The sequence below is a fragment of the Paenibacillus cisolokensis genome (assembly GCF_018403665.1).
In the GTDB taxonomy this organism is placed as follows: Bacteria; Bacillota; Bacilli; order Paenibacillales; family Paenibacillaceae; genus Paenibacillus_AH; species Paenibacillus_AH cisolokensis.
In genome coordinates this window covers 1-20,710 of the sequence record NZ_BOVJ01000029.1, presented here as the reverse complement: position 1 = coordinate 20,710, position 20,710 = coordinate 1, and the positions used below count along the sequence as shown (strand labels likewise).

General features: G+C 58.8%; 10 protein-coding genes and 7 pseudogenes. All 17 read left to right on the top strand.

Features of this window, described 5'->3' with window-relative positions; genetic code table 11:
* Window position 1 precedes the first annotated feature (1 nt).
* A complete protein-coding gene (gene clpP / locus PACILC2_RS04260; RefSeq protein WP_062491874.1) occupies window positions 2–595 on the top strand; it encodes an ATP-dependent Clp endopeptidase proteolytic subunit ClpP in 594 nt (197 codons plus the stop codon).
* A 25-nt stretch (window positions 596–620) separates the two neighbouring features.
* Window positions 621–1,876: pseudogene (clpX, locus tag PACILC2_RS04255) on the top strand (ATP-dependent protease ATP-binding subunit ClpX).
* A gap of 99 nt (window positions 1,877–1,975) precedes the next feature.
* Window positions 1,976–3,082, top strand: a complete 1,107-nt coding sequence (ispG, locus tag PACILC2_RS04250; RefSeq protein ID WP_062491877.1) for a flavodoxin-dependent (E)-4-hydroxy-3-methylbut-2-enyl-diphosphate synthase — start codon at window positions 1,976–1,978, stop codon at window positions 3,080–3,082.
* A gap of 151 nt (window positions 3,083–3,233) precedes the next feature.
* Window positions 3,234–4,934: pseudogene (gene lonB / locus PACILC2_RS04245) on the top strand (ATP-dependent protease LonB).
* Between the two features lie 34 nt (window positions 4,935–4,968).
* Window positions 4,969–7,347, top strand: a complete 2,379-nt coding sequence (lon, locus tag PACILC2_RS04240) for an endopeptidase La (protein ID WP_213527683.1) — start codon at window positions 4,969–4,971, stop codon at window positions 7,345–7,347.
* A pseudogene (gene yihA, locus PACILC2_RS04235) lies at window positions 7,344–7,939 on the top strand (ribosome biogenesis GTP-binding protein YihA/YsxC). The gene lon and the pseudogene yihA overlap by 4 nt, the downstream one beginning before the upstream one ends.
* A gap of 208 nt (window positions 7,940–8,147) precedes the next feature.
* Window positions 8,148–8,738, top strand: a complete 591-nt coding sequence (locus PACILC2_RS04230; protein ID WP_062491885.1) for a hypothetical protein — start codon at window positions 8,148–8,150, stop codon at window positions 8,736–8,738.
* A 312-nt stretch (window positions 8,739–9,050) separates the two neighbouring features.
* The gene (gene speD, locus PACILC2_RS04225; RefSeq protein WP_062491887.1) at window positions 9,051–9,449 is read left to right on the top strand and encodes an adenosylmethionine decarboxylase; all 399 of its coding nucleotides are present in this window, start codon (window positions 9,051–9,053) and stop codon (window positions 9,447–9,449) included.
* A gap of 236 nt (window positions 9,450–9,685) precedes the next feature.
* Window positions 9,686–11,071 (top strand): glutamyl-tRNA reductase, encoded by a 1,386-nt coding sequence (gene hemA / locus PACILC2_RS04220; protein WP_082655131.1) that lies wholly within the window; start codon window positions 9,686–9,688, stop codon window positions 11,069–11,071.
* A 320-nt stretch (window positions 11,072–11,391) separates the two neighbouring features.
* Window positions 11,392–11,928: pseudogene (locus PACILC2_RS04215) on the top strand (precorrin-2 dehydrogenase/sirohydrochlorin ferrochelatase family protein); the annotation flags it as partial.
* A gap of 204 nt (window positions 11,929–12,132) precedes the next feature.
* Window positions 12,133–13,109 (top strand): annotated as a pseudogene (gene hemC, locus PACILC2_RS04210) (hydroxymethylbilane synthase).
* Window positions 13,102–14,678 (top strand): annotated as a pseudogene (cobA, locus tag PACILC2_RS04205) (uroporphyrinogen-III C-methyltransferase). The pseudogenes hemC and cobA overlap by 8 nt, the downstream one beginning before the upstream one ends.
* Complete coding sequence (gene hemB / locus PACILC2_RS04200; protein ID WP_062491891.1) at window positions 14,675–15,688, top strand: porphobilinogen synthase; 1,014 nt, start codon at window positions 14,675–14,677, stop codon at window positions 15,686–15,688. The pseudogene cobA and the gene hemB overlap by 4 nt, the downstream one beginning before the upstream one ends.
* Before the next feature lie 31 nt (window positions 15,689–15,719).
* Window positions 15,720–15,842, top strand: a complete 123-nt coding sequence (locus PACILC2_RS27840) for a hypothetical protein (protein ID WP_280515272.1) — start codon at window positions 15,720–15,722, stop codon at window positions 15,840–15,842.
* 2 nt (window positions 15,843–15,844) lie between these two features.
* Window positions 15,845–17,148, top strand: a pseudogene (gene hemL, locus PACILC2_RS04195) (glutamate-1-semialdehyde 2,1-aminomutase).
* 15 nt (window positions 17,149–17,163) lie between these two features.
* A complete protein-coding gene (locus PACILC2_RS04190; RefSeq protein WP_213527681.1) occupies window positions 17,164–18,117 on the top strand; it encodes an RluA family pseudouridine synthase in 954 nt (317 codons plus the stop codon).
* Window positions 18,118–18,712: 595 nt separating this feature from the next.
* Window positions 18,713–20,476, top strand: coding sequence for a LysM peptidoglycan-binding domain-containing protein (locus PACILC2_RS04185; protein ID WP_213527678.1), 1,764 nt, complete (start codon window positions 18,713–18,715; stop codon window positions 20,474–20,476).
* The last annotated feature ends 234 nt before the right edge of the window (window positions 20,477–20,710 follow it).

Below are 20,710 nucleotides of genomic sequence, written 5' to 3'. Positions count from 1 at the left end.
CATGAATTTGGTACCGATTGTCGTCGAGCAAACGAATCGTGGTGAGCGTTCTTACGATATATACTCCCGCCTGCTGAAGGACCGGATCATTTTCCTGGGCAGCGCCATTGATGACGACGTGGCCAATTCCGTCATCGCGCAGTTGCTGTTTCTGGCCGCTGACGATCCGGACAAGGATATTCACTTGTATATTAACTCGCCCGGCGGTTCGGTAACTGCCGGTCTGGGCATTTACGATACGATGCAATATATCAAGCCCGACGTATCCACCATTTGCGTCGGGTTGGCGGCCAGCATGGGTTCTCTGCTGCTGACTGCCGGCGCCAAGGGCAAGCGGTTCGCGCTGCCGAACAGTGAAGTCATGATACACCAGCCGCTCGGCGGCGTCCGGGGACAGGCGACGGACATCAAAATCCATGCTGACTGGATTTTGAGGACGAAGCAAAAGTTGAACCAGATTTATGTAGAACGTACAGGTCAGCCGTACGAAAAAATCGACCGCGACACCGACCGCGACTACTTTATGAGCGCGGAGGAAGCGATGGCCTACGGGCTGATCGACAAGGTCATCGACAAGCCGTTGTCGGCCGTCTGACCAATTGGAACGAAGGAGTGAAGACATGTTTAAATTTAACGACGAGAAAGGCCAGCTGAAATGTTCCTTCTGCGGCAAGTCGCAGGATCAGGTTCGCAAGCTGGTAGCCGGTCCGGGCGTTTATATATGTGACGAGTGCATCGAACTGTGCACGGAAATTGTGGAAGAGGAGCTCGGCCACGAAGAAGAGCTCGAAATGAAAGACATTCCGAAGCCACGGGATATTCGCAACATTCTCGACCAATACGTCATCGGGCAAGACAACGCGAAGAAGTCGCTGGCTGTTGCGGTTTACAACCACTACAAGCGAATCAATTCGCAGAGCAAGATCGAGGATGTCGAGCTTCAGAAGAGCAACATTTTGCTGCTCGGCCCGACGGGCTCGGGCAAGACGCTGCTCGCTCAGACGATGGCCAAAATTTTGAACGTGCCGTTCGCCATCGCGGACGCCACGTCGTTGACGGAAGCGGGATACGTCGGAGAAGACGTCGAGAATATTTTGCTGAAGCTGATTCAGGCTGCCGACTATGACGTCGAGAAAGCCGAGCGCGGCATCATCTACATCGACGAGATCGACAAAGTGGCCCGCAAATCCGAAAACCCGTCGATTACGCGCGACGTGTCCGGAGAAGGCGTGCAGCAGGCGCTGCTCAAAATTCTTGAAGGCACGGTCGCTTCGGTGCCGCCGCAAGGCGGGCGGAAGCATCCGCATCAGGAGTTCATCCAGATCGATACGACGAACATTCTGTTCATCTGCGGCGGCGCCTTCGACGGGCTGGAGCAGATTATCAAGCGCAGAATCGGCAAAAGGTGATCGGCTTCAACACGGCGGGCGACGGCCAGAAGGAATTGAAGCCGGGCGAATACCTGTCGATGGTTTTGCCGGAGGATCTGCTTAAATTCGGCCTTATTCCGGAGTTTGTCGGCCGTCTGCCGGTCATCTCGACGCTGGAGCCGCTTGACGAGAAGGCGCTTGTCCGCATCCTGTCCGAGCCGAAGAACGCGCTGGTCAAACAGTACCAGAAGCTGCTGGAGATGGACAATGTCAAGCTGGAGTTCGAGCCGGCGGCGCTTGAAGCGATCGCCAAGGAAGCGATCAAGCGCAATACGGGTGCGCGCGGATTGCGCGCCATTATCGAAGGGATTATGCTGGATGTGATGTATGAGGTGCCGTCCCGGGACGACGTGGGCACCTGCGTCATTACCGAGAAGGTCGTACAGGAACGCATTATGCCGGAGTTGACGTCCAAGAAAGGGAAGAAGAAGGAAGAAAGCGCCTGATTGCAGGGGCGGCCGATTACCGTCATCGATTCCACCCTCCGGGCGGCTCGGACAGCCGCAGCCGGCGGGTGGACTTTGGCGTTATGGGAGAGATTCCTTATGTATTTGCGACAACAAACGCGGCCTGTCAAAGTCGGAAACTTGACGATCGGCGGCTCGAATGAAGTAATCATCCAAAGCATGTGCACGACGAAAACGGCGGATGTCGAAGCGACCGTGGCGGAAATTCTCCGTCTGGAGGAAGCGGGTTGCCAAATCGTCCGCGTAACGGTGAACAACAAGGAAGCGGCGGAAGCGCTGAAGGAGATCAAGAAACGGATTCATATTCCGCTCGTCGCGGATATCCATTTCGATTACCGGCTGGCGCTTGCCGCCATTGAGAACGGCGTGGACAAAGTCCGCATCAATCCGGGCAATATCGGCCGCCGCGAGAAAGTCGAGGCGGTCGTCAAAGCGTGCAAGGAGCGGGGCATCCCGATCCGGATCGGCGTCAATGCCGGTTCGCTTGAAAATCATCTGCTTGAAAAATACGGCTATCCGACGCCGGAAGCGATGGTCGAAAGCGCCTTGTACCATATCGGTATTCTGGAAGACCTGGACTTCCATGACATTATCGTTTCGCTTAAAGCTTCGGACGTGCCGATGGCCATCAAGGCGTACACGATGGCGGCCGAGAAAATTGCCTATCCGCTCCATCTTGGCATTACGGAGGCCGGAACGCTTCACGCCGGTACGATCAAAAGCTCCGCGGGCATCGGTGCGCTGCTGGCGATGGGCATCGGCAACACGGTTCGGATCAGTCTGAGCGCCGACCCGGTCGAAGAGGTGAAGGTCGCCCGGGAGCTGCTCAAAACATTCGGCCTCATTACGAATGCGGCGACGCTCGTCTCCTGTCCGACCTGCGGCCGTCTCGATATCGACCTGTTCTCCATCGCCAACGAGGTGGAGGAGTATATCGCGAACATCAAAGTGCCGATCAAAGTGTCGGTGCTGGGCTGCGCGGTGAACGGTCCGGGCGAGGCGCGCGAAGCCGACATCGGCATCGCCGGCGCCCGCGGGGAAGGGATGCTGTTCCGTTACGGCGAAATGATCCGCAAAGTTCCGGAAGCCGAGCTGCTGAACGAACTGAAAAAAGAAATCGACAACATCGTGCGGGTATACGAGGAAACGGGCGAAATTCCCGGACGTAAACGCCAGCACGCATAATCGCATCCAAAACCTTCGGCGGCGCGCCCCGAAAACGGCGCGTACCGAAGGTTTTTTTCTCCCTGGAACGGCGATTATTCCTCGCAAGCGGAGGCAATACTGTAGAGTATGACTTTACTGCCGGTTTTTGCTTGAGAGGAGCGAGGAACAAATGACATTAAGCGTCGTGTTGATGCTGATCCAGGTATTTTTTGCGGTCGTGATCGGACTGTACTTTTGGAATTTGCTGCGCAATCAGAAAACGAACCGTTCGGCAGTCGACCGCGAGTCGCGCAAGGAGATGGACAAGCTGCGGAAGCTGCGCTCCATTTCCCTGACGAAGCCGCTGGCGGAGAAGACGAGACCGCAGACGATGCACGATATTGTCGGTCAGCGAGACGGCCTGCGCGCGCTCAAGGCCGCCTTGTGCAGCGCCAATCCGCAGCACGTTATCATATATGGCCCTCCGGGCGTCGGCAAAACGGCGGCCGCGCGCGTCGTATTGGAGGAAGCGAAAAAAATCCCGCATCCCCGTTTTGCCGGATGCGAAATTTACGGAGATCGATGCGACGACGGCCCGGTTCGACGAACGGGGCATCGCCGATCCGCTTATCGGCTCGGTGCACGATCCGATCTATCAAGGGGCGGGCGCCATGGGCGTCGCCGGTATTCCGCAGCCCAAGCCGGGAGCGGTGACGAAGGCGCACGGCGGCCTGCTGTTTATCGACGAGATCGGCGAATTGCATCCGATCCAGATGAATAAGTTATTAAAAGTGCTGGAAGACCGGAAAGTGTTTCTCGAAAGCGCGTATTACAATTCGGAAGACACGAACATTCCGAGCTACATTCACGATATATTCGAGAACGGACTTCCCGCCGATTTCCGTCTTGTCGGCGCGACGACGCGGTCTCCGCAAGAGATTCCGCCCGCGCTTCGTTCGAGATGCATGGAAGTCTACTTCCGTCCGCTGCTTGCGGACGAAATCGGTCAGATCGCCGAGCACGCGGTCAAAAAATCGGATTTCCCCCTTGTCCGGCAGCGATCGAAGTGGTCAAAAAATATGCGACGAACGGCCGCGAAGCCGTAAACGTCATCCAATTGGCCGCCGGGCTTGCGCTGTCCGAGAAGCGGTCCGAAATTACGGCGGCCGATGTGGAATGGGTAGTCAACAGCAGCCAAATTCCGCCTCGTCCCGACCGGAAGGTACCGTCCGCCCCGCAGATCGGTCTGGTCAACGGCCTGGCCGTCTACGGGCCGAATATGGGGACGCTGCTTGAAATCGAGGTCAGCGCCATCCCGGTCAAGAACGGCAAAGGGCAGTATACGATTACGGGCGTAGTGGACGAGGAGGAGCTCGGCGGAGGGCAGCGGACGCTGCGCCGCAAAAGCATGGCGAAGGGGTCGGTAGAAAATGTGCTGACCGTGCTGCGCCGCCTGGACATGAAGCCGGAAAATTACGATCTGCATATCAATTTTCCCGGCGGCACGCCGATCGACGGCCCTTCCGCCGGCGTTGCCATGGCCACGGCGATCGCTTCGGCCATCAAGGGGATACCCGTGGACAACAAGCTGGCGATGACCGGCGAGGTGAGCATTCACGGCAACGTGAAGCCGGTCGGCGGCGTGCTGGCCAAGGTGGAGGCCGCTTTTCAGGCGGGAGCGGAACGCGTCATCGTCCCGAAGGAGAACTGGCAGGCCATATTCGAGGATTTGCAGGGATTGAAGGTCATACCGTGCGAACGCGTGGAAGAAGTGTTCGACATCGTTTTTCCGGCGGAGCACAAAGCTTCGATTCCGGTGGAGACGCCCGCCGCGGGCGATGTATATATCGCGTCGAATCTGCCCTATTTGCAGGCCGATTCGGCAGAATGATAAAATGGGAATGCAGAAGATTGGAGGTGCTGGTATGGTACCTGGGAAAGGGAAGGGGAAAGGCCGCCGGTTGCCCTTGCTTCCGCTCCGGGGGCTTCTTGTCTATCCCAGCATGGTGCTCCATCTGGACGTGGGCAGAGAAAAATCGGTTCGCGCGCTGGAGAGCGCCATGGTTGACGATCACATGATTCTGTTATGTTCCCAATCGGAAGTCAATATCGAGGAGCCGACGAGGGAAGACATTTATAGGGTCGGTACTATCGCCAAGGTGCGGCAAATGCTGAAGCTGCCCAACGGTACGATTCGCGTTCTGGTTGAGGGGGTAGTCCGCGCCGAGATTACCGAATATTTATCCAATGAACAGTTTTACGAGGTAATGGTGAAGGAACTGCCTGAGCCGTCAGTCGACGATCCCGAAGTGGATGCGCTCATGCGGACGGTGCTCGGCCAATTTGAAAATTATATTCATCTGTCCAAAAAAGTGACGCCGGAAACGCTTGCCGCCGTATCGGATATCGACGAACCCGGGCGGCTTGCGGATGTCATTACGAGCCATCTGTCTCTGAAAATTAAAGATAAGCAGGAAATTTTGGAGACGGTCGACGTCCGGGCGCGGCTGGAGAAGCTGCTTGACATTCTGAACAACGAGCGGGAAGTGCTCGAGCTCGAGCGGAAGATCAGCCAGCGCGTCAAGAAGCAGATGGAGAAGACGCAGAAGGAGTACTATCTGCGCGAGCAGATGAAGGCGATTCAGAAGGAACTGGGCGACAAGGAGGGACGCGCCGGCGAAGTGGAGGAGCTGCGAAGCCAACTCGCCGAAGCCGGAGTGCCCGACAAGGTCCGGGAAAAGATCGAAAAGGAAATCGACCGGCTCGAAAAAATGCCCTCGACCTCGGCGGAAGGGGGCGTCATTCGCAATTATATCGATTGGCTGTTGTCTTTGCCCTGGACGAAGAAAACGGAAGACGATCTGGATCTGGCCAATGCCGAGCGGATACTGGATGAGGATCATTACGGCCTGGAGAAGCCGAAGGAACGCGTCCTGGAATATTTGGCGGTGCAGAAGCTCGTCAAGAAGCTGAAAGGACCGATACTCTGTTTCGTCGGACCGCCGGGCGTCGGCAAGACGTCGCTTGCGCGCTCGATCGCCAAGTCGCTCGGCCGGCAATTCGTCCGGATTTCGCTCGGCGGGGTGCGCGACGAAGCCGAAATCCGCGGTCACCGGCGCACATACGTGGGCGCTATGCCGGGCCGAATCATTCAGGGGATGAAAAACGCCGGCACCGTCAATCCGGTGTTCCTGCTCGACGAGATCGACAAAATGGCGATGGACTTCCGCGGCGATCCGGCGTCGGCGCTGCTCGAAGTGCTCGATCCGGAGCAGAACGGAACGTTCAGCGACCATTTTATCGAAGTGCCTTACGATCTGTCGAACGTCATGTTCGTGACGACCGCGAATGCGCTTCACAATATTCCGCGTCCGTTGCTCGACCGGATGGAAGTGCTGTACATTCCGGGATATACGGAGCTCGAAAAAATCCAGATCGCCCGCCGCTACCTGCTGCCGAAGCAAAAGCGCGAGCACGGTCTGGAAGACGATGCGCTGCGGCTCGAGGACGATGCGCTGCTGCAGCTTATCCGCGAATATACGCGGGAATCGGGCGTGCGCAATTTGGAGCAGCAGGTGGCTGCGCTGTGCCGAAAAGCGGCGAAGCAGCTCGTCTCCGCTCCGGATTCCGCGCCCATCGTCGTGGACGTCGATCAGATCAGGGAGTGGCTCGGTCCGGCGAAATTCCGATACGGGCTTGCGGAGCAGGAGGATCAGATCGGAGCGGTTACGGGGCTGGCCTGGACCGAGGTGGGCGGAGATACGCTGGTGATCGAAGTGACCGTCATGCCGGGCAGCGGCAAGCTGACGCTTACCGGCAAGCTCGGCGATGTGATGAAGGAGTCGGCACAGGCCGCTTTCAGCTATACGCGGGCGAAGGCGAACGAGCTTTCGATCGATCCGCAATTCCACGAGAAATACGATATTCATATTCATATTCCGGAAGGAGCGATTCCGAAAGACGGGCCTTCGGCGGGCATCACGATCGCCACGGCGCTTATTTCCGCGCTGACCGGCCGGAAGGTGTCCAGGGAAGTGGCGATGACCGGCGAAATTACGCTTCGCGGCCGCGTGCTGCCGATCGGCGGGCTGAAAGAGAAGGCGCTTGCCGCTCACCGCGCGGGCATTCGCAAAGTGCTGCTCCCGGCCGACAATGAACGCGATTTGCGCGAGGTGCCGGACAGCATACGCGCCGATATGGAGTTCGTTCCCGTCTCTCATATGGATGAAGTGATCCGGCATGCGCTGCTGGACGGACCGGGAATCGCTGCTTCGGGTCAGAATGCGGGGACGACGGTGTCATGAAAATTACGAAAGCGGAGTTTGTAATCAGCGCGGTTAAGCCGCAACAGTTTCCCGATGACGCCCTGCCGGAGGTAGCGCTGGCAGGGCGCTCCAATGTCGGGAAGTCGTCGCTCATCAACCGGATGATCGAACGGAAAATCTGGCCCGGACAAGCTCCCAGCCGGGCAAGACGCAGCAGCTGAACTACTACCGGGTGAACGACAAGCTCTATTTCGTCGACTTTCCGGGCTACGGCTACGCCAAAGTTTCGAAGCGGCAGCGGGAGGAGTGGGGACGGATCGCGGAACAGTTTTTGCAGACGAGAGAGCCGCTCAAGCTGCTCATTCTGATCGTGGACATCCGCCACCCTCCGACCGAAGACGACCGGTTGATGTACCATTGGCTCAAGCATTACCGCATTCCGGTCTGCGTCGTGGCCACGAAGGCGGACAAAATCCCGCGGGGCAAATGGGACAAGCATGTGAAAATCGCCAAAGAAACGCTGGAAGCCGATCCCCGCGACCCGTTCGTCTTGTTCTCCTCCGAGACGGGCAAAGGGCGGGACGAGCTGTGGGCGATCATCGCCGAGGCGACCGACCTAAATTTGGAATGAACAGCTTAAGCCCCCAAACTTCCGTTATAATATCGAGGATATAAGGGAATCTGTTGATCTCATCGCGAATAAGGCTGGTTTTTTCCCGGAAAATGCGAAAATATAAAGACCGGAAGGCAGGAAGACATTTGTTGGATGGCGTATAATAAAGATACGGTAAATCAGAGAAGCGATAAGCGCGGAAGTTTAAAGAATTGAGGAGATTTTTATGGCTCAGCGGTTAGCCACGGAGTATGTAAAAGCCAAACTGCAGTTGACGACGGAGGAAATGCCCCAATTTGTCCGGTTTCTTGAGGAGCAGCAAATCTGTTTGCATGTAAAGGTGCTCGAAAACGGCAATCAGGAGCTCGTGCTCGAAGACGTTGCAGGGAGGGAAGAAGTGCAGCTGACGTTCGAGCGTCAGCAAGATCATTACGTCTGTGTGCTTTCCTGCCGCCTGGTTCATCCGAAGCTGACGAACGTGATGCGCAAAGCGGTAGCCGCTTTTAAAGGCGACGCGATCGTCAACCGAATCTACAGTCATTATACGATGGTATATCATTACAGCAGAGGTGCAGTCAGCCGGATCGTGGAACAGACTGACGCCGGCGCGCGGATCGTATTCGAGCGCAAGGATACGCTCGGCGCGCTTGAGAAGCAATTCCGCAATCGTTTCGTCGAGCAGGAAATCGAAATCGTCCAAAACGCGATCAACGAGCTGCTCGATTTGCGCAATCAAAGCAAAGACAGCCATGAAATTACGATGATTGACGAACGCCTCAGGGAATTGACGCACAAGCTGTTCGTGCTGGAAGCCTGAAGCGTTGGCGAAAACGGCAGGAGCCGGGCCGATGGTCCGGCTCCCGTTTTTTATCAGCGGGATATGCACGATCCGGCCCTTTCGAACATAGGTTATAAATGGACAAACGACCCGAATGTCCGGGTTAAAAAAAGGGTTGCATTTCTGTGCGATAGATGTTATTTTTAACTTCGTTGAAAAAATAATAGGAACCAGGATTCACTCAGGACATAGTAATGTTGCGAGAGACTATTCCCTCGAGAAGTGAATGACGTAGGTCCTAGCGGATGAAATTTGTACAACATTTTATTCCTAGGAAGGGGGAACCGGAAGATGGAATATTCAACTTTCGGAAGACACGTTGCGGTCGATGCTTGGGGTGTTGATTTTGATTTGTTGAACAATGCGGAAATGCTGCAAGCGCATATGGTGGAAGCAGCCGAAGCTTGCGGTGCCACCGTCCTCTCGGTTCAAGCCAAACAATTTGAGCCTCAAGGCGCAACGGTGCTTGTCCTGCTGTCGGAAAGCCATCTCTCGATTCATACGTATCCTGAGAAAGGCTTTGCCGCTCTCGATTGCTATACTTGCGGCGAAACCGTGGATCCGCAACTGGCCATTGATTATATGATGTCCGTATTGAAACCGGAGAAGGTGCACGCGAAGAAACTTGTCCGGGGAATCGGCGAGTTGCAAGTCATTGAACCGGAATTGAAGCAGGTTGAACTCGTCTAGTTCGGCGGCTGGCCGTTGTTCGACCTTTATAATCGGATAACCATGGATTCTCCGTCCATGGTTATTTCTTTTTCGAAGAATAAGCGCGATGCAGACCGTCTACAATAGGAAGAGTCCCTCGTCCCGTAATTCAAAGATTATTCATAAATGATACGGTAAGGCTTGTCGAACTATGCTATAATTAATAATAATTTTAATTTAGAGTTCTGATTGGCGAGAGGAGGCAGGTGGAGCCCATGCACATCATCGTTGTCGGCTTGAATTATCGGACGGCCCCCGTCGAAGTGAGGGAGCGGTTCACGTTCTCCGAGCGGGATTTGCCGGAAGCGATTCAACAGCTGAAACAAACGAAGAGCATTCTGGAATGTGTCATCGTGGCGACCTGCAACCGTACGGAATTGTATGCGGTGGTGGACCGGCATCATCTTTGCGGCCATTACATTCGCAGCTTTATGGAGAACTGGTTCGGTTTGCCCCGTCAGGAGTTTACGCATCATCTGTACATGTTCGAGGACGATCTTGCGGTCAAGCATCTGATGCGGGTCGCGAGCGGACTCGATTCGATGGTTATCGGGGAAACGCAAATTCTCGGTCAGGTGAAGAGCGCTTTTCAGCTTGCGCAGGAGCTGAAAGCGACCGGGACGCTGTTTAACATGCTGTTCCGGCAGGCGATTACGGTGGCAAAGAGGGCGCATTCCGAGACGTCCATCGGCGAAACGGCGGTATCGGTCAGCTATGCGGCCGTGGAGCTGGGCAAGCGGATCTTCGGACAATTCGCGAAGAAGACGGTGATGATTCTCGGCGCCGGCAAAATGAGCGAGTTGACTGCGAAGCATCTGTACGCGAACGGTGCGGAGAAAATCATCGTCGTGAACCGGACATACGATCGTGCGGTTGAATTGGCCGATAAATTTAACGGTATACCATGCTCGATGCCGGAGGCGATCCGGCGGCTGCATGAGGCGGACATTATTATCAGCTCGACGGGTGCGGACGGTTTCGTATTGCAGCGTGAGCAGGTGGCCGAGGCGATGAAGCGGCGCAAATCGCGCCCGCTGTTCATGATCGATATCGCGGTGCCGCGCGATCTCGATCCGGCCATCGCGTCGGTGGAGAACGTTTTTCTGTACGATATCGACGATCTTGAAGGTATTGTGGAAAACAATTTGGAGCAGCGCCGCAAAGAAGCGCTCAAGATCGAAGCGATGATTGCCGAGGAGTACGAGGCGTTCCGCGAATGGTATCGGACGCTTGGCGTCGTCCCGCTCATTCGCGCGCTTCAGGACAAAGCTGCGGCTATCCATGAGGAAACGATGGACAGCCTGATGAAGAAGCTGCCGGACCTTGGCGAACGCGAGTTGAAGGTCATACGCAAACTGACCAAAAGCATCGTCAACCAGATGACGCACGATCCGATTTTGCGCATCAAGGAGATGGCGGGAGACAAGCGCGCGGCGGAAGCGATGGATATGTTCGTCAAGCTGTTTGCGCTTGAGGAAGCGGTCGAGGAAGCCGATCGCGAGCAGGTGCCGGAAGCCGCTCCCGTTCCGCTTGCGGCACGGGCAGGCGGAGCCGGTTCCAAGCCTCAGCCTGTTATCGGTCTGGCCACTGCGGCGCCTTGACGGTTTTAAGCTGATGCCCTGGGCTTGCCGTTCCTTCCTTCGGTCGATCCCGATGGTGCCGGCCGACGGAAGTTAACGCGGCGGCTGCAGGGCTGCTTCTATTGTTGCGTATGTTGCGGCCTTGACGGCAGGCTGCGCCGCAGTGCCGGCGGCAGTTTTGCGGCGCAAATATCCGGTATCGGGGCCGGGACCGTTTCGTCTTCAGGCGGCGGAGGATAGCGGTTAGGTATGGCGTGCTGGTGACGGATTCGCTTGTCATCGCGATATTTTTGTACAATAGAGGGGAAAGGAACCATCGGAGAGGAAGGTTAAGATACGCCATGGCCCGCTATTATCCGATTATGCTCGACGTGTCGGCAATGCGCTGCGTCGTCATCGGCGGCGGAGCGGTCGCCGAACGGAAAACGGCCGCCCTGCTTGAAGCCGGAGCCGCCCATGTCGTCGTCATTGCGCCCGAGGCAACCGAGGGACTCGTCCGGCTTGGGAAGGAAGGGAAAATCCGGCTGGAGCGCAGACGTTTCGCCGCATGCGATGCCGCCGCCCTCGGCGCCGACCTCGTCATTGCGGCATCGTCCGACCGCGCGTTGAATCGGATAGCTGCCGCGGCGGCCAAGCGCGCAGGGGCGCTTGTCAACGTTGTCGACGACGCTGCGTCCGGAAGCTTCGTTACCCCGGCGGTCGTGAGGCGCGGGGAACTGGTTATCGCGGTATCCGCGTCGGGGGCGAGCCCTGCGCTGTCCGCCCGCATCGCCCGCGAGCTCAAACAGCGGTACGGCGCGGAGTATGAGCGCAGCGCGTCGCTGCTCAAGCGTCTCCGGGAACGGTTGGCGACAGCCGTCCCCGACAGGGGCGAGCGTCAGCGGCTGCTTCGTCTCGCCGCGGAGGAGGCTCCGCATCATCCTGACGCGGAGCTTTCGATGCAGGCGGCCGTAGACGAAGCGGAGGTCGACCGGGCGATCGATCGGTGGATCGAGCGGCTGCGGATGTCGGCGGACAAGCCGAGCGTGCCGAAAGCATGTACTGCGGGAAAAGATAAAGAAGCGGATGGGAGGACGACGAAGATGGCGGATTCGGGCCACGACGGCAGAACGATCGTCGTCGGGACAAGACAGAGCGCGCTGGCGCTAACCCAGACCGGACAAGTGGTGGAGGAGCTGCGGCGCCTGTCCGAGAAGCACGGGTTCAACTACAAGTTCGAAATCAAAAAATCGTGACCAAAGGCGACCGCATTCTGGACGTCACGTTATCGAAGGTGGGCGGCAAGGGCCTTTTTGTCAAAGAGATCGAGCAGGCGCTTCTGGATGGAGAAATCGATATGGCGGTTCACAGCATGAAGGATATGCCGTATCAGCTTCCGGCAGGGCTTACGACCGGAGCGGTGCCGAAACGGATCGATCCGCGCGACTGCCTGATTTCGAATCACGGCGGCGGTTTGGCCGGCTTGCCGCGCGGCGCGAAGGTCGGAACGAGCAGTTTGCGTCGATCCAGCCAGTTGAAGCATGCGCGTCCGGATCTTCGGATCGAGTGGATTCGCGGCAATATCGATTCCCGCATCCGGAAGCTGGAGACCGAAGGCTTCGATGCGATCGTGCTGGCTGCGGCCGGCTTGACCCGGATGGGCTGGGAGGACCGGATTTCGGCGACGATCCCTGAAGACATCTGCCTTCCCGCGGTCGGCCAAGGGGCGCTCGGCATCGAATGCCGCGATAATGACCGGGAAGTGCTGCAATTGCTTGCGCTTCTGAATGATAAGGAGACGGAGCTGGCCGTTCGGGCCGAGCGGGCTTTCCTGGGCGCCCTGAACGGCGGCTGCCAGGTGCCGATCGGTGCGTACGCCGTCCTTGTCGGATCGGACGGGACGGGCGCGCAGCTATTGGAGCTGACGGGGATGGTCGGAACGCCTGACGGCATGACGATTTTAAAGGATATGCGGCGGGGAACCGATCCCGAAGCGCTCGGGCAAGAACTGGCGGAATCGCTCCGGGCGAGCGGGGCGGACCGGTTGTTGGCCGAATTCGGAGGCGGAACGGATGGGTAAAGGAATCGTCTATCTGGTCGGAGCGGGACCTGGAGACCCGAAGCTGATTACGGTGCGGGGGATGGAATGTCTGGCGTCGAGCGATGTCGTCGTATACGACCGTTTGGCCAGCCCGCTGCTGCTCCGTTATGTCAAGCCGAACACGGAGAAAATTTATGTCGGCAAGCTGCCGGACCGCCATACGATGAAGCAGGAGGAGATCAACCAGCTGCTCGTCGATTTGGCGCTGCAGGGCAAAAGGGTGACCCGGCTGAAAGGCGGGGACCCGACTATTTTCGGCCGTGTCGGCGAAGAGGCCGGTCTATTGCGGCAGCACGGGATCGAGTTTGAAATCGTGCCCGGCATTACGTCGGCCATTGCGGTTCCCGCCTATGCCGGCATCCCGGTCACGCATCGGGAGATCGCTTCCTCCCTGTCGATCATAACCGGACACGAAAGTCCGGAAAAGCTGGACAAGTCGATCCATTGGGACAAGGTGACGAATGCGACCGGCACGCTCATTTTTTGATGGGTGTTGCGAAGATCGGCTATATCGCCGAGCAGTTGATCCGGCACGGCAAATCGCCGGATACGCCGGTGGCGCTTGTCCGCTGGGGAACGATGGTCGAGCAGGAGACGCTCGTCGGCACGCTGGAGACGATTGAAGAGCAGGTGAAGCGGGCGAATTTCCAGCCCCCGGCCGTCATCGTTGTTGGCGAGGTAGTCCGCCAGCGGGAATCGCTGCAATGGTTCGAACGCAAACCGCTGTTCGGTACCCGCATTCTCGTAACGCGGGCGAGAGAGCAGGCGAGCGGTCTGGTCAAGCAAATCGAGGAGCTCGGCGGCGAGCCGGTCGAGTTTCCGGTCATCGAGACGCGAGCGCCGTCCGGGCCGGCGGCCCGCGAGTCGATCAAGGTGGCGCTCGAGGCTGCGGAGACGTACCGGTGGCTCATCTTCACGAGCGTAAACGGCGTAAATTATTTCTTCCGGCATTTGCAAACCTATGGAATCGATATTCGCCGCTTTCACGCCGCCCGGATTGCCGCGGTCGGTCCGAAGACGGCCGAAGCGCTGGCTGAACGCGGCTTGCGGGTCGAAGCGCTGCCGCAGACGTATCAGGCCGAAGGATTGATCGAGCTTCTGGCCGACGAGCTCAAGCCGGGCGAGCGGGCGCTGCTGCCGCGCGGCAATCTGGCCCGCGATGTGCTGCTCCGCGAGTTGACGTCCAGAGGAATCGACGCCGTCGCAATCGACGTGTACGAGACGGCGATCGCGGAGGATCAGGACGAGCTGGCGTTGTGGCTTCTCAAGGAGAAGGCGGTTCATATCGTCACGTTTACGAGCTCCTCGACCGTGACCAATTTGCTCGAGGTTCTTCGGCGTCAAGGCGTGGAGAAGCCGGCCGAGCTGCTGGCCGGCGCCGAAATCGCCTGCATCGGCCCGCTGACGGCGCGAACGGCCGAGGAAGCCGGATTGAAGGTGACGATTCAGCCCGAGGAGGCGACGATCGCGTCGCTGATCGACGCGATCGTCCGGCGGCGCGCCGACCGCCGCCAGGAGGCGGAGAAGAAGGAGGACAACAAGCAATGACATTTCCGATCGTACGTCATCGGCGGCTCCGCCGTACGACCGCGCTGCGGAACATGGTGCGGGAGACGGTGCTGACCGTTAACGATTTGATTTACCCGATATTTGTCACCTATGGCGACAACGTGAAAGAAGAAATTCCTTCGATGCCCGGCGTATTTCATTTCTCCCTGGACCGGCTGGAGGAGGAAATTCGCGAAGTCGTAGACGCCGGTATTCCGGCGGTTCTGCTCTTTGGCGTTCCCGAAACGAAGGATGCCGAAGGATCGTCTGCATACGATGCCGACGGCATCGTGCAGCGGGCGATCCGCGCGGTCAAGGCGCAGGCGCCCGAGCTGGTCGTGATCGCCGACACTTGCCTGTGCCAGTTTACGGACCACGGCCACTGCGGCCTCATTCACCATCATCCGGTTACCGGAGCGGCGGAGATTGCCAACGACCCTTCGCTCGAGTTGCTCGTGAAGACGGCGGTATCGCAAGCGGAAGCGGGAGCGGACATCATCGCGCCGTCGAACATGATGGACGGCTTCGTCGCCGCGATCCGGCAAGGGCTGGACGAAGCGGGGTTCGAGAACGTGCCGATTATGTCCTACTCGGTGAAATATGCCTCGGCTTTTTACGGTCCGTTCCGCGATGCCGCTCATTCGGCGCCGCAATTCGGCGACCGGAAGACGTACCAGATGGACCCCGGCAATGTCAGGGAAGCGCTGCGCGAAGCGGAATCCGACGTCGCCGAAGGCGCGGATATGCTAATGGTGAAGCCGGCGCTCGCTTACATGGACGTCATTCGCCTGCTGAAGGAGCAATTCGACCTGCCTGTCGTGGCCTACAACGTCAGCGCTGAATATTCCATGGTGAAGGCGGCTGCCGCGAACGGCTGGATCGACGAGCGGGCGATCGTGATGGAGACGCTGACCGGCATGAAGCGCGCCGGCGCCGACCTGATCATCACGTATCATGCGAAGGATGCGGCGAAATGGGTAAGGGAAGGCCTGGCCGGCGGCCGGGCATGACGTCGCCGCCCGTTAGCCGGGCGGCATCGCGATGACGACAGCGCCGGATACGCCGGGAGCGAGTGGACGGGGACGACGGATTCGCTCCTTTGTCGCGGGACAGAAGATGCGGACATATACGGTGACGGCGCAATTTTCGAAGGAGGCGGGTTGAACGTGTCGACAACATTATTCGGACGAAAAAGCGACGAGCGGTCGAAACAGGCTTTCGAGCAAGCGAAGCGGGTCATCCCGGGAGGCGTGAACAGCCCGGTTCGGGCATTCAAGTCGGTCGGTTTGACGCCGGTCTACATGGAGCGGGGGGAAGGCGCCCGCGTCTATGACATCGACGGCAACGCCTACATCGATTATGTCGGATCATGGGGGCCGCTTATTCTCGGGCACGCCCATCCCGAAGTGATCGACGCGGTCAAGTCGGTTGCCGAAAAGGGCACCAGCTTCGGCGCTCCGACCGAGCTGGAGACGGAGATGGCGAAGCTCGTATGCGAGCGGGTGCCGTCGGTCGACCTCGTACGCATGGTCAACTCCGGAACCGAGGCGACGATGAGCGCGCTGCGGCTGGCACGGGGCTATACGAAGCGGAGCAAAATTGTAAAATTCGAAGGTTCGTATCACGGGCATGCCGACAGTTTGCTGATCAAGGCGGGGTCCGGCGTCGCCACGCTCGGATTGCCGGACAGCCCCGGCGTTCCGGAAAGCACGGCTTCCCATACGATAACGGTCCCGTATAACGATCTGGAATCGGTTCGCCTTGCTTTTGAGAAATACGGCGAGGATATCGCTTGCGTCATCGTCGAGCCGGTGGCCGGCAATATGGGCGTCGTGCCGCCGCTTCCGGGGTTTCTGGAAGGGCTCCGGGAAATTACCCGCGAATACGGCAGCCTGTTGATTTTCGACGAGGTCATGACCGGCTTTCGCGTTCACTACCATTGCGCGCAAGGCTTGTTTGGCATTGAGCCCGATCTGACCTGCTTCGGCAAGGTGATCGGCGGGGGATTGCCGGTCGGCGCCTATGGCGGCAAGCGCGAAATTATGGAGATGATCGCGCCGACCGGGCCGATCTACCAGGCCGGCACGTTGTCGGGCAACCCGCTTGCGATGGCGGCAGGCTATACGACGTTGAAGCTGCTGACGCCGGATACGTATGAGCAGCTGGAGCGGAAGGCTGCCCGGCTGCAGGCCGGTTTCGAGGAGAACGCGCGGAAGTATGGCGTGGCGTACACGATCAATCGCGTCGGCTCGATGGTATGCCCGTTTTTACGGATCGGCAGGTTGTCAATTTCGATACGGCCCGCACCTCCGACCTCGAGCGGTTCAAAACGTATTTTGCCGCGCTCTTGGAGCTTGGCGTGAACATCGCGCCGTCGCAGTTCGAAGGCATGTTCGTTTCGGCCGCGCATAGCGACGAAGAAATCGAAATGACGATCGCGGCGCATGGCGAAGCGCTGCGCCGGTTGTAGAGAGGTGAACTCCCGATGCGCATCGATCTTGCGTCGGCGCGGCGGGAAGGGGAATGGCTTGCGCTGGTCCGGCCGGCCGGATCGGACGATTGGCCGGAGGCCGGCAGCCATCCGCACGAGGTGCGGAAGCGGCTGCTGGCCTCTTCCCTTTTTCCCGCCAAATGGATTAACCGCTTGTTTTCCGTCGGCGGCATTCGGATGGAAGGCGAGCGTGTGCTCTTGCACGCTTTTCCCGCCGCTCATTTGGACCGCAGCGAACTGTACCGGATGGCGGCCTTGCCTCCGGCCAATCCGAAGTTGGAAGCGCTCGCGGTGCCGCTGTGGGAAGACGATTACGCGCTCGTGCTGAACAAGCCGGCCGGCATGCGGGTGCATGGCGCGTCGCCGGGCGAGCGGGGGACGCTGGCGGAAGCGGCGGCGCGGCATTGCCTGATTGCCGGAGATCCGCAGCCCGTCCGGCATATTCACCGGCTTGATGACGATACGTCCGGGCCTGTGCTGTTCGCCAAGAACGACCTGGCGCAATGGCGGCTCGACGAGGCGATGCGCGGCAAAGAGGTGGACCGCCGGTATGTCGCCATCGTACAAGGCCGGTTGAAAGCTTCTCGCGGCACGATCGACTTGCCGATCGGCCGCGACCGCCATCACCGTTCGCGCCGATGCGTGACAAGGAACGGCGACGCCGCCGTGACGCATTACGAAGTGGCGGAACAGTTCCGTTCGGCCGCCCTCGTCCGCATCCGTCTGGAGACCGGCAGAACGCATCAGATCCGCGTCCATTTCAGCCATATCGGCCATCCGCTGCTCGGCGACGGATTGTACGGCGGCGAAGTCTCGCAGCTCGCCCATCAGGCGCTGCACGGAGAGCGGCTGTTGTTCCGGCACCCGCTAACCGGCGAACCGGTCGAAGCGCAGGCCGTCCGCCCGGCCTGGCTGGACAGGCTGATCGGGAAGCTGCGCGATAGCTAAGGAGCGGCGACCGATCGGGAAACTGCGAGGCAGCTAAGGAGGGGCGATCGATCGGGAAGCTGCGCGATAGCTAAGGAGCGGCGAACGATCGGGAAGCTGCGAGGCAGCCAAGGAGCGGCGTCCGATTGGGAAGTTGCGAGGCAGCTAAGGAGCGGCGACCGATTGGGAAGTTGCGTGACAGCTAAGGAGGGGCGATCGATCGGGAAGCTGCGAGGCAGCCAAGGAGCGGTGATCGATCGAAATATGCTGTTTGGCAGTTTCACTCAACAACCGGTCCGGGGCCGTGTCGATTCGCCCTAGCCTTCTGCACCATTTACTTTTCTCATTGTCACCGCGGTTCTCACCGGTTTCACCATTTTCACCGTTCTCACCGGTTTCACCGCCCGGCTGCTGCTCCTTCCAAGACCGGCAAAGCGCAAGCAGGGCGGCAACGCAGGCGGTATGGCGTTGATGAGCCGGGGCGCAATGGTTGCAACGATACATTTTTACAAGGCGACAAATGATAGTCATGCTCTTCTAGTCTTTCCCATATAGATAGATAGTGAATGATGCCATTAGGCCCAAGCATTCAGAACGGGAAGGGAGGACGAAGTGCGTGTCGGATCAAACGAGCGGGCTGCGCTTTGACGTATACGAACGCGTACATTTGCCCGATGAAATGGCCGGAATCGAAGAACTGGAGGAGATCGAGCTTGTTCCCCGGATACAGGTGCTGCAGCAAGGGGAGCAGGCTGTACTGAAAGGGAACCTTCTGCTCTCAGGGATTTACAACGCGCAACATACCGCGGAATCGCAATCGCTCGAGCACCGCATACCGGTGGAAATTACGCTGCCGATGAACAGGGTCGAATCGCTTGACGATATTTCGGTCGAAATCGATAATTTTGACGTCGACGTCCTTTCGGCGCGTACGCTCAACATTACCGGCGTTTTATCGTTGAACGGCATTCGGTTGGAGAGCGAGCCGGAAGCGGAACCGGCTTGGCGGGAAGAGCCTTTCACCGTCGTTCACAAGCGAAAGGACGATTCTTGGACTGGACAAGATTTCGCCGCCAGGGACGAAGCGGAAGAGCCGGAGGAAGCGTTCGCGGCTCCTGCCGATACGGACGACGAATTTCAGCAGACTCCGGAGTACGCCGAGCAGCGGCCGGAACAGCCGGGGGAAACGGAAGTGTCCGGCTTTGTCGGGACCGCAGGCTCCGATCTGTCCGCAAACGGATTTGCGGAATACGACGGGCAGCAAGCCTTGCCGCCGTCGTACGAGCTTCAGTCTGAAAGCCGGGATGCCGCAGGACGGACATCGCCCTGGCAGCCGCCCCATAATACGTTGCGCCCGGCTCCCTGGCCGAAGACCGCGCTGTCAGAAGCTGAAACTTCCGCCTTCCAGTCCGCGTCTCAGTCGGGGCAGCCGTTTAATGTCTGGCAGAATTCGCCGGAGGCCGGTTATCCCGATCATGCGCAAGCCGGGGACGGGGATGTCGAGGAGGGGGCATTTTATCGCCCGGAATCGTACGCGGCTTCGCAGCAGCAGTCCGAAGCGTATACGGTTCCGCAGCAGCCCGTCATCGATTGGTCGGCTTTCGCCGAGCACGGCGGTCAAGCGGCCCAAGGCGAAGAGCCGCAAGCGGATGCGGCGGCGGAACCCGGGATAGCGTTCGGCGAATGGCTCGCGAACGAAGCGGCGTCGCCGCAGCGTGAAACGGCTTCCGAAGCCGTTCGGGAATCGTTGTCCGCGCAGAAGGCGGAAGATCAGCCCCAGCGGGAAGCGCAGGAGCCGACAGCCGTTCCGGAGGGGCAGGAATCGTCTGCCGAGCTTGAGGCGTTCGAAGCGGATGCGTCGCCTGAACGGGCCGGCGCTTCAGACGATCAGGCTGTGCAATCGGCTGCATCCGAGGCGGAGGAGGAGGCATCGGCGGAAACGGGAATCGCAGCCGATAGCCGGGTACCGGAGCCGATTGCCCAGACGAATGCCGAGGAAGAGAAGCAGATGAAGATCGCTTTTGGAAGCAAGCGGCCGGCCGAAGCGGATGAAGGACAGGAGAACGTCGGCTTGTCGACGCTGCTTCACTCCAGCCGGCGCGAGCAGGAAGCCCGCCAGGCGGCGGAACAAACGGCGGCCAAGCAAGAGGAAGAAGCAGCAAAGCCCGCTCCGGGTGATGAGATCGAATGGAAAAACTTGTTCCTCGGCAGATTCGCGGAGGAGCGCGAATTCAAACGTGTGCGGATGTGCATCGTGCAGCGGGAAGAAACGCTCGAACTGATCGCCCAGCGCTATCAGTTGAATCCGCGTGAAATTGCACTCTACAACCGTCTTCAGGAGCACAGTGTGACAGAAGGCCAAGTGCTTTACATTCCATAAAAATGACCAAAAGACCGGCCTAACGCCGGTCTTTTGCTTGTGCGGTGGCCCGCGGGCGCTGCAGAACGTGCCCATAGCGCCTCTGGAGTGCTCCGATCCCGTGCCGCGGGCGAGCCTTTGTTGTGCCGCAGCCAAGTGCATGGGTATGCTAGCGGCAAACCGCGTGAATGAGATACAAAGCTTCGTTAAGGCGTCCATTAATGCTTCCATTAGTGCTTCCATTAACGATCTAAC

What these genes read in the sequence shown, in the direction of transcription:
- speD (WP_062491887.1), top strand. Translation starts at nt 9,051, where the DNA reads ATGGAATATTCAACTTTCGGAAGACACGTTGCGGTCGATGCTTGGGGT.
- PACILC2_RS04230 (WP_062491885.1), top strand. Translation starts at nt 8,148, where the DNA reads ATGGCTCAGCGGTTAGCCACGGAGTATGTAAAAGCCAAACTGCAGTTG.
- hemB (WP_062491891.1), top strand. Translation starts at nt 14,675, where the DNA reads ATGACATTTCCGATCGTACGTCATCGGCGGCTCCGCCGTACGACCGCG.
- hemA (WP_082655131.1), top strand. Translation starts at nt 9,686, where the DNA reads ATGCACATCATCGTTGTCGGCTTGAATTATCGGACGGCCCCCGTCGAA.
- PACILC2_RS04190 (WP_213527681.1), top strand. Translation starts at nt 17,164, where the DNA reads ATGCGCATCGATCTTGCGTCGGCGCGGCGGGAAGGGGAATGGCTTGCG.
- ispG (WP_062491877.1), top strand. Translation starts at nt 1,976, where the DNA reads ATGTATTTGCGACAACAAACGCGGCCTGTCAAAGTCGGAAACTTGACG.
- clpP (WP_062491874.1), top strand. Translation starts at nt 2, where the DNA reads ATGAATTTGGTACCGATTGTCGTCGAGCAAACGAATCGTGGTGAGCGT.
- PACILC2_RS27840 (WP_280515272.1), top strand. Translation starts at nt 15,720, where the DNA reads ATGACGACAGCGCCGGATACGCCGGGAGCGAGTGGACGGGGACGACGG.
- lon (WP_213527683.1), top strand. Translation starts at nt 4,969, where the DNA reads ATGGTACCTGGGAAAGGGAAGGGGAAAGGCCGCCGGTTGCCCTTGCTT.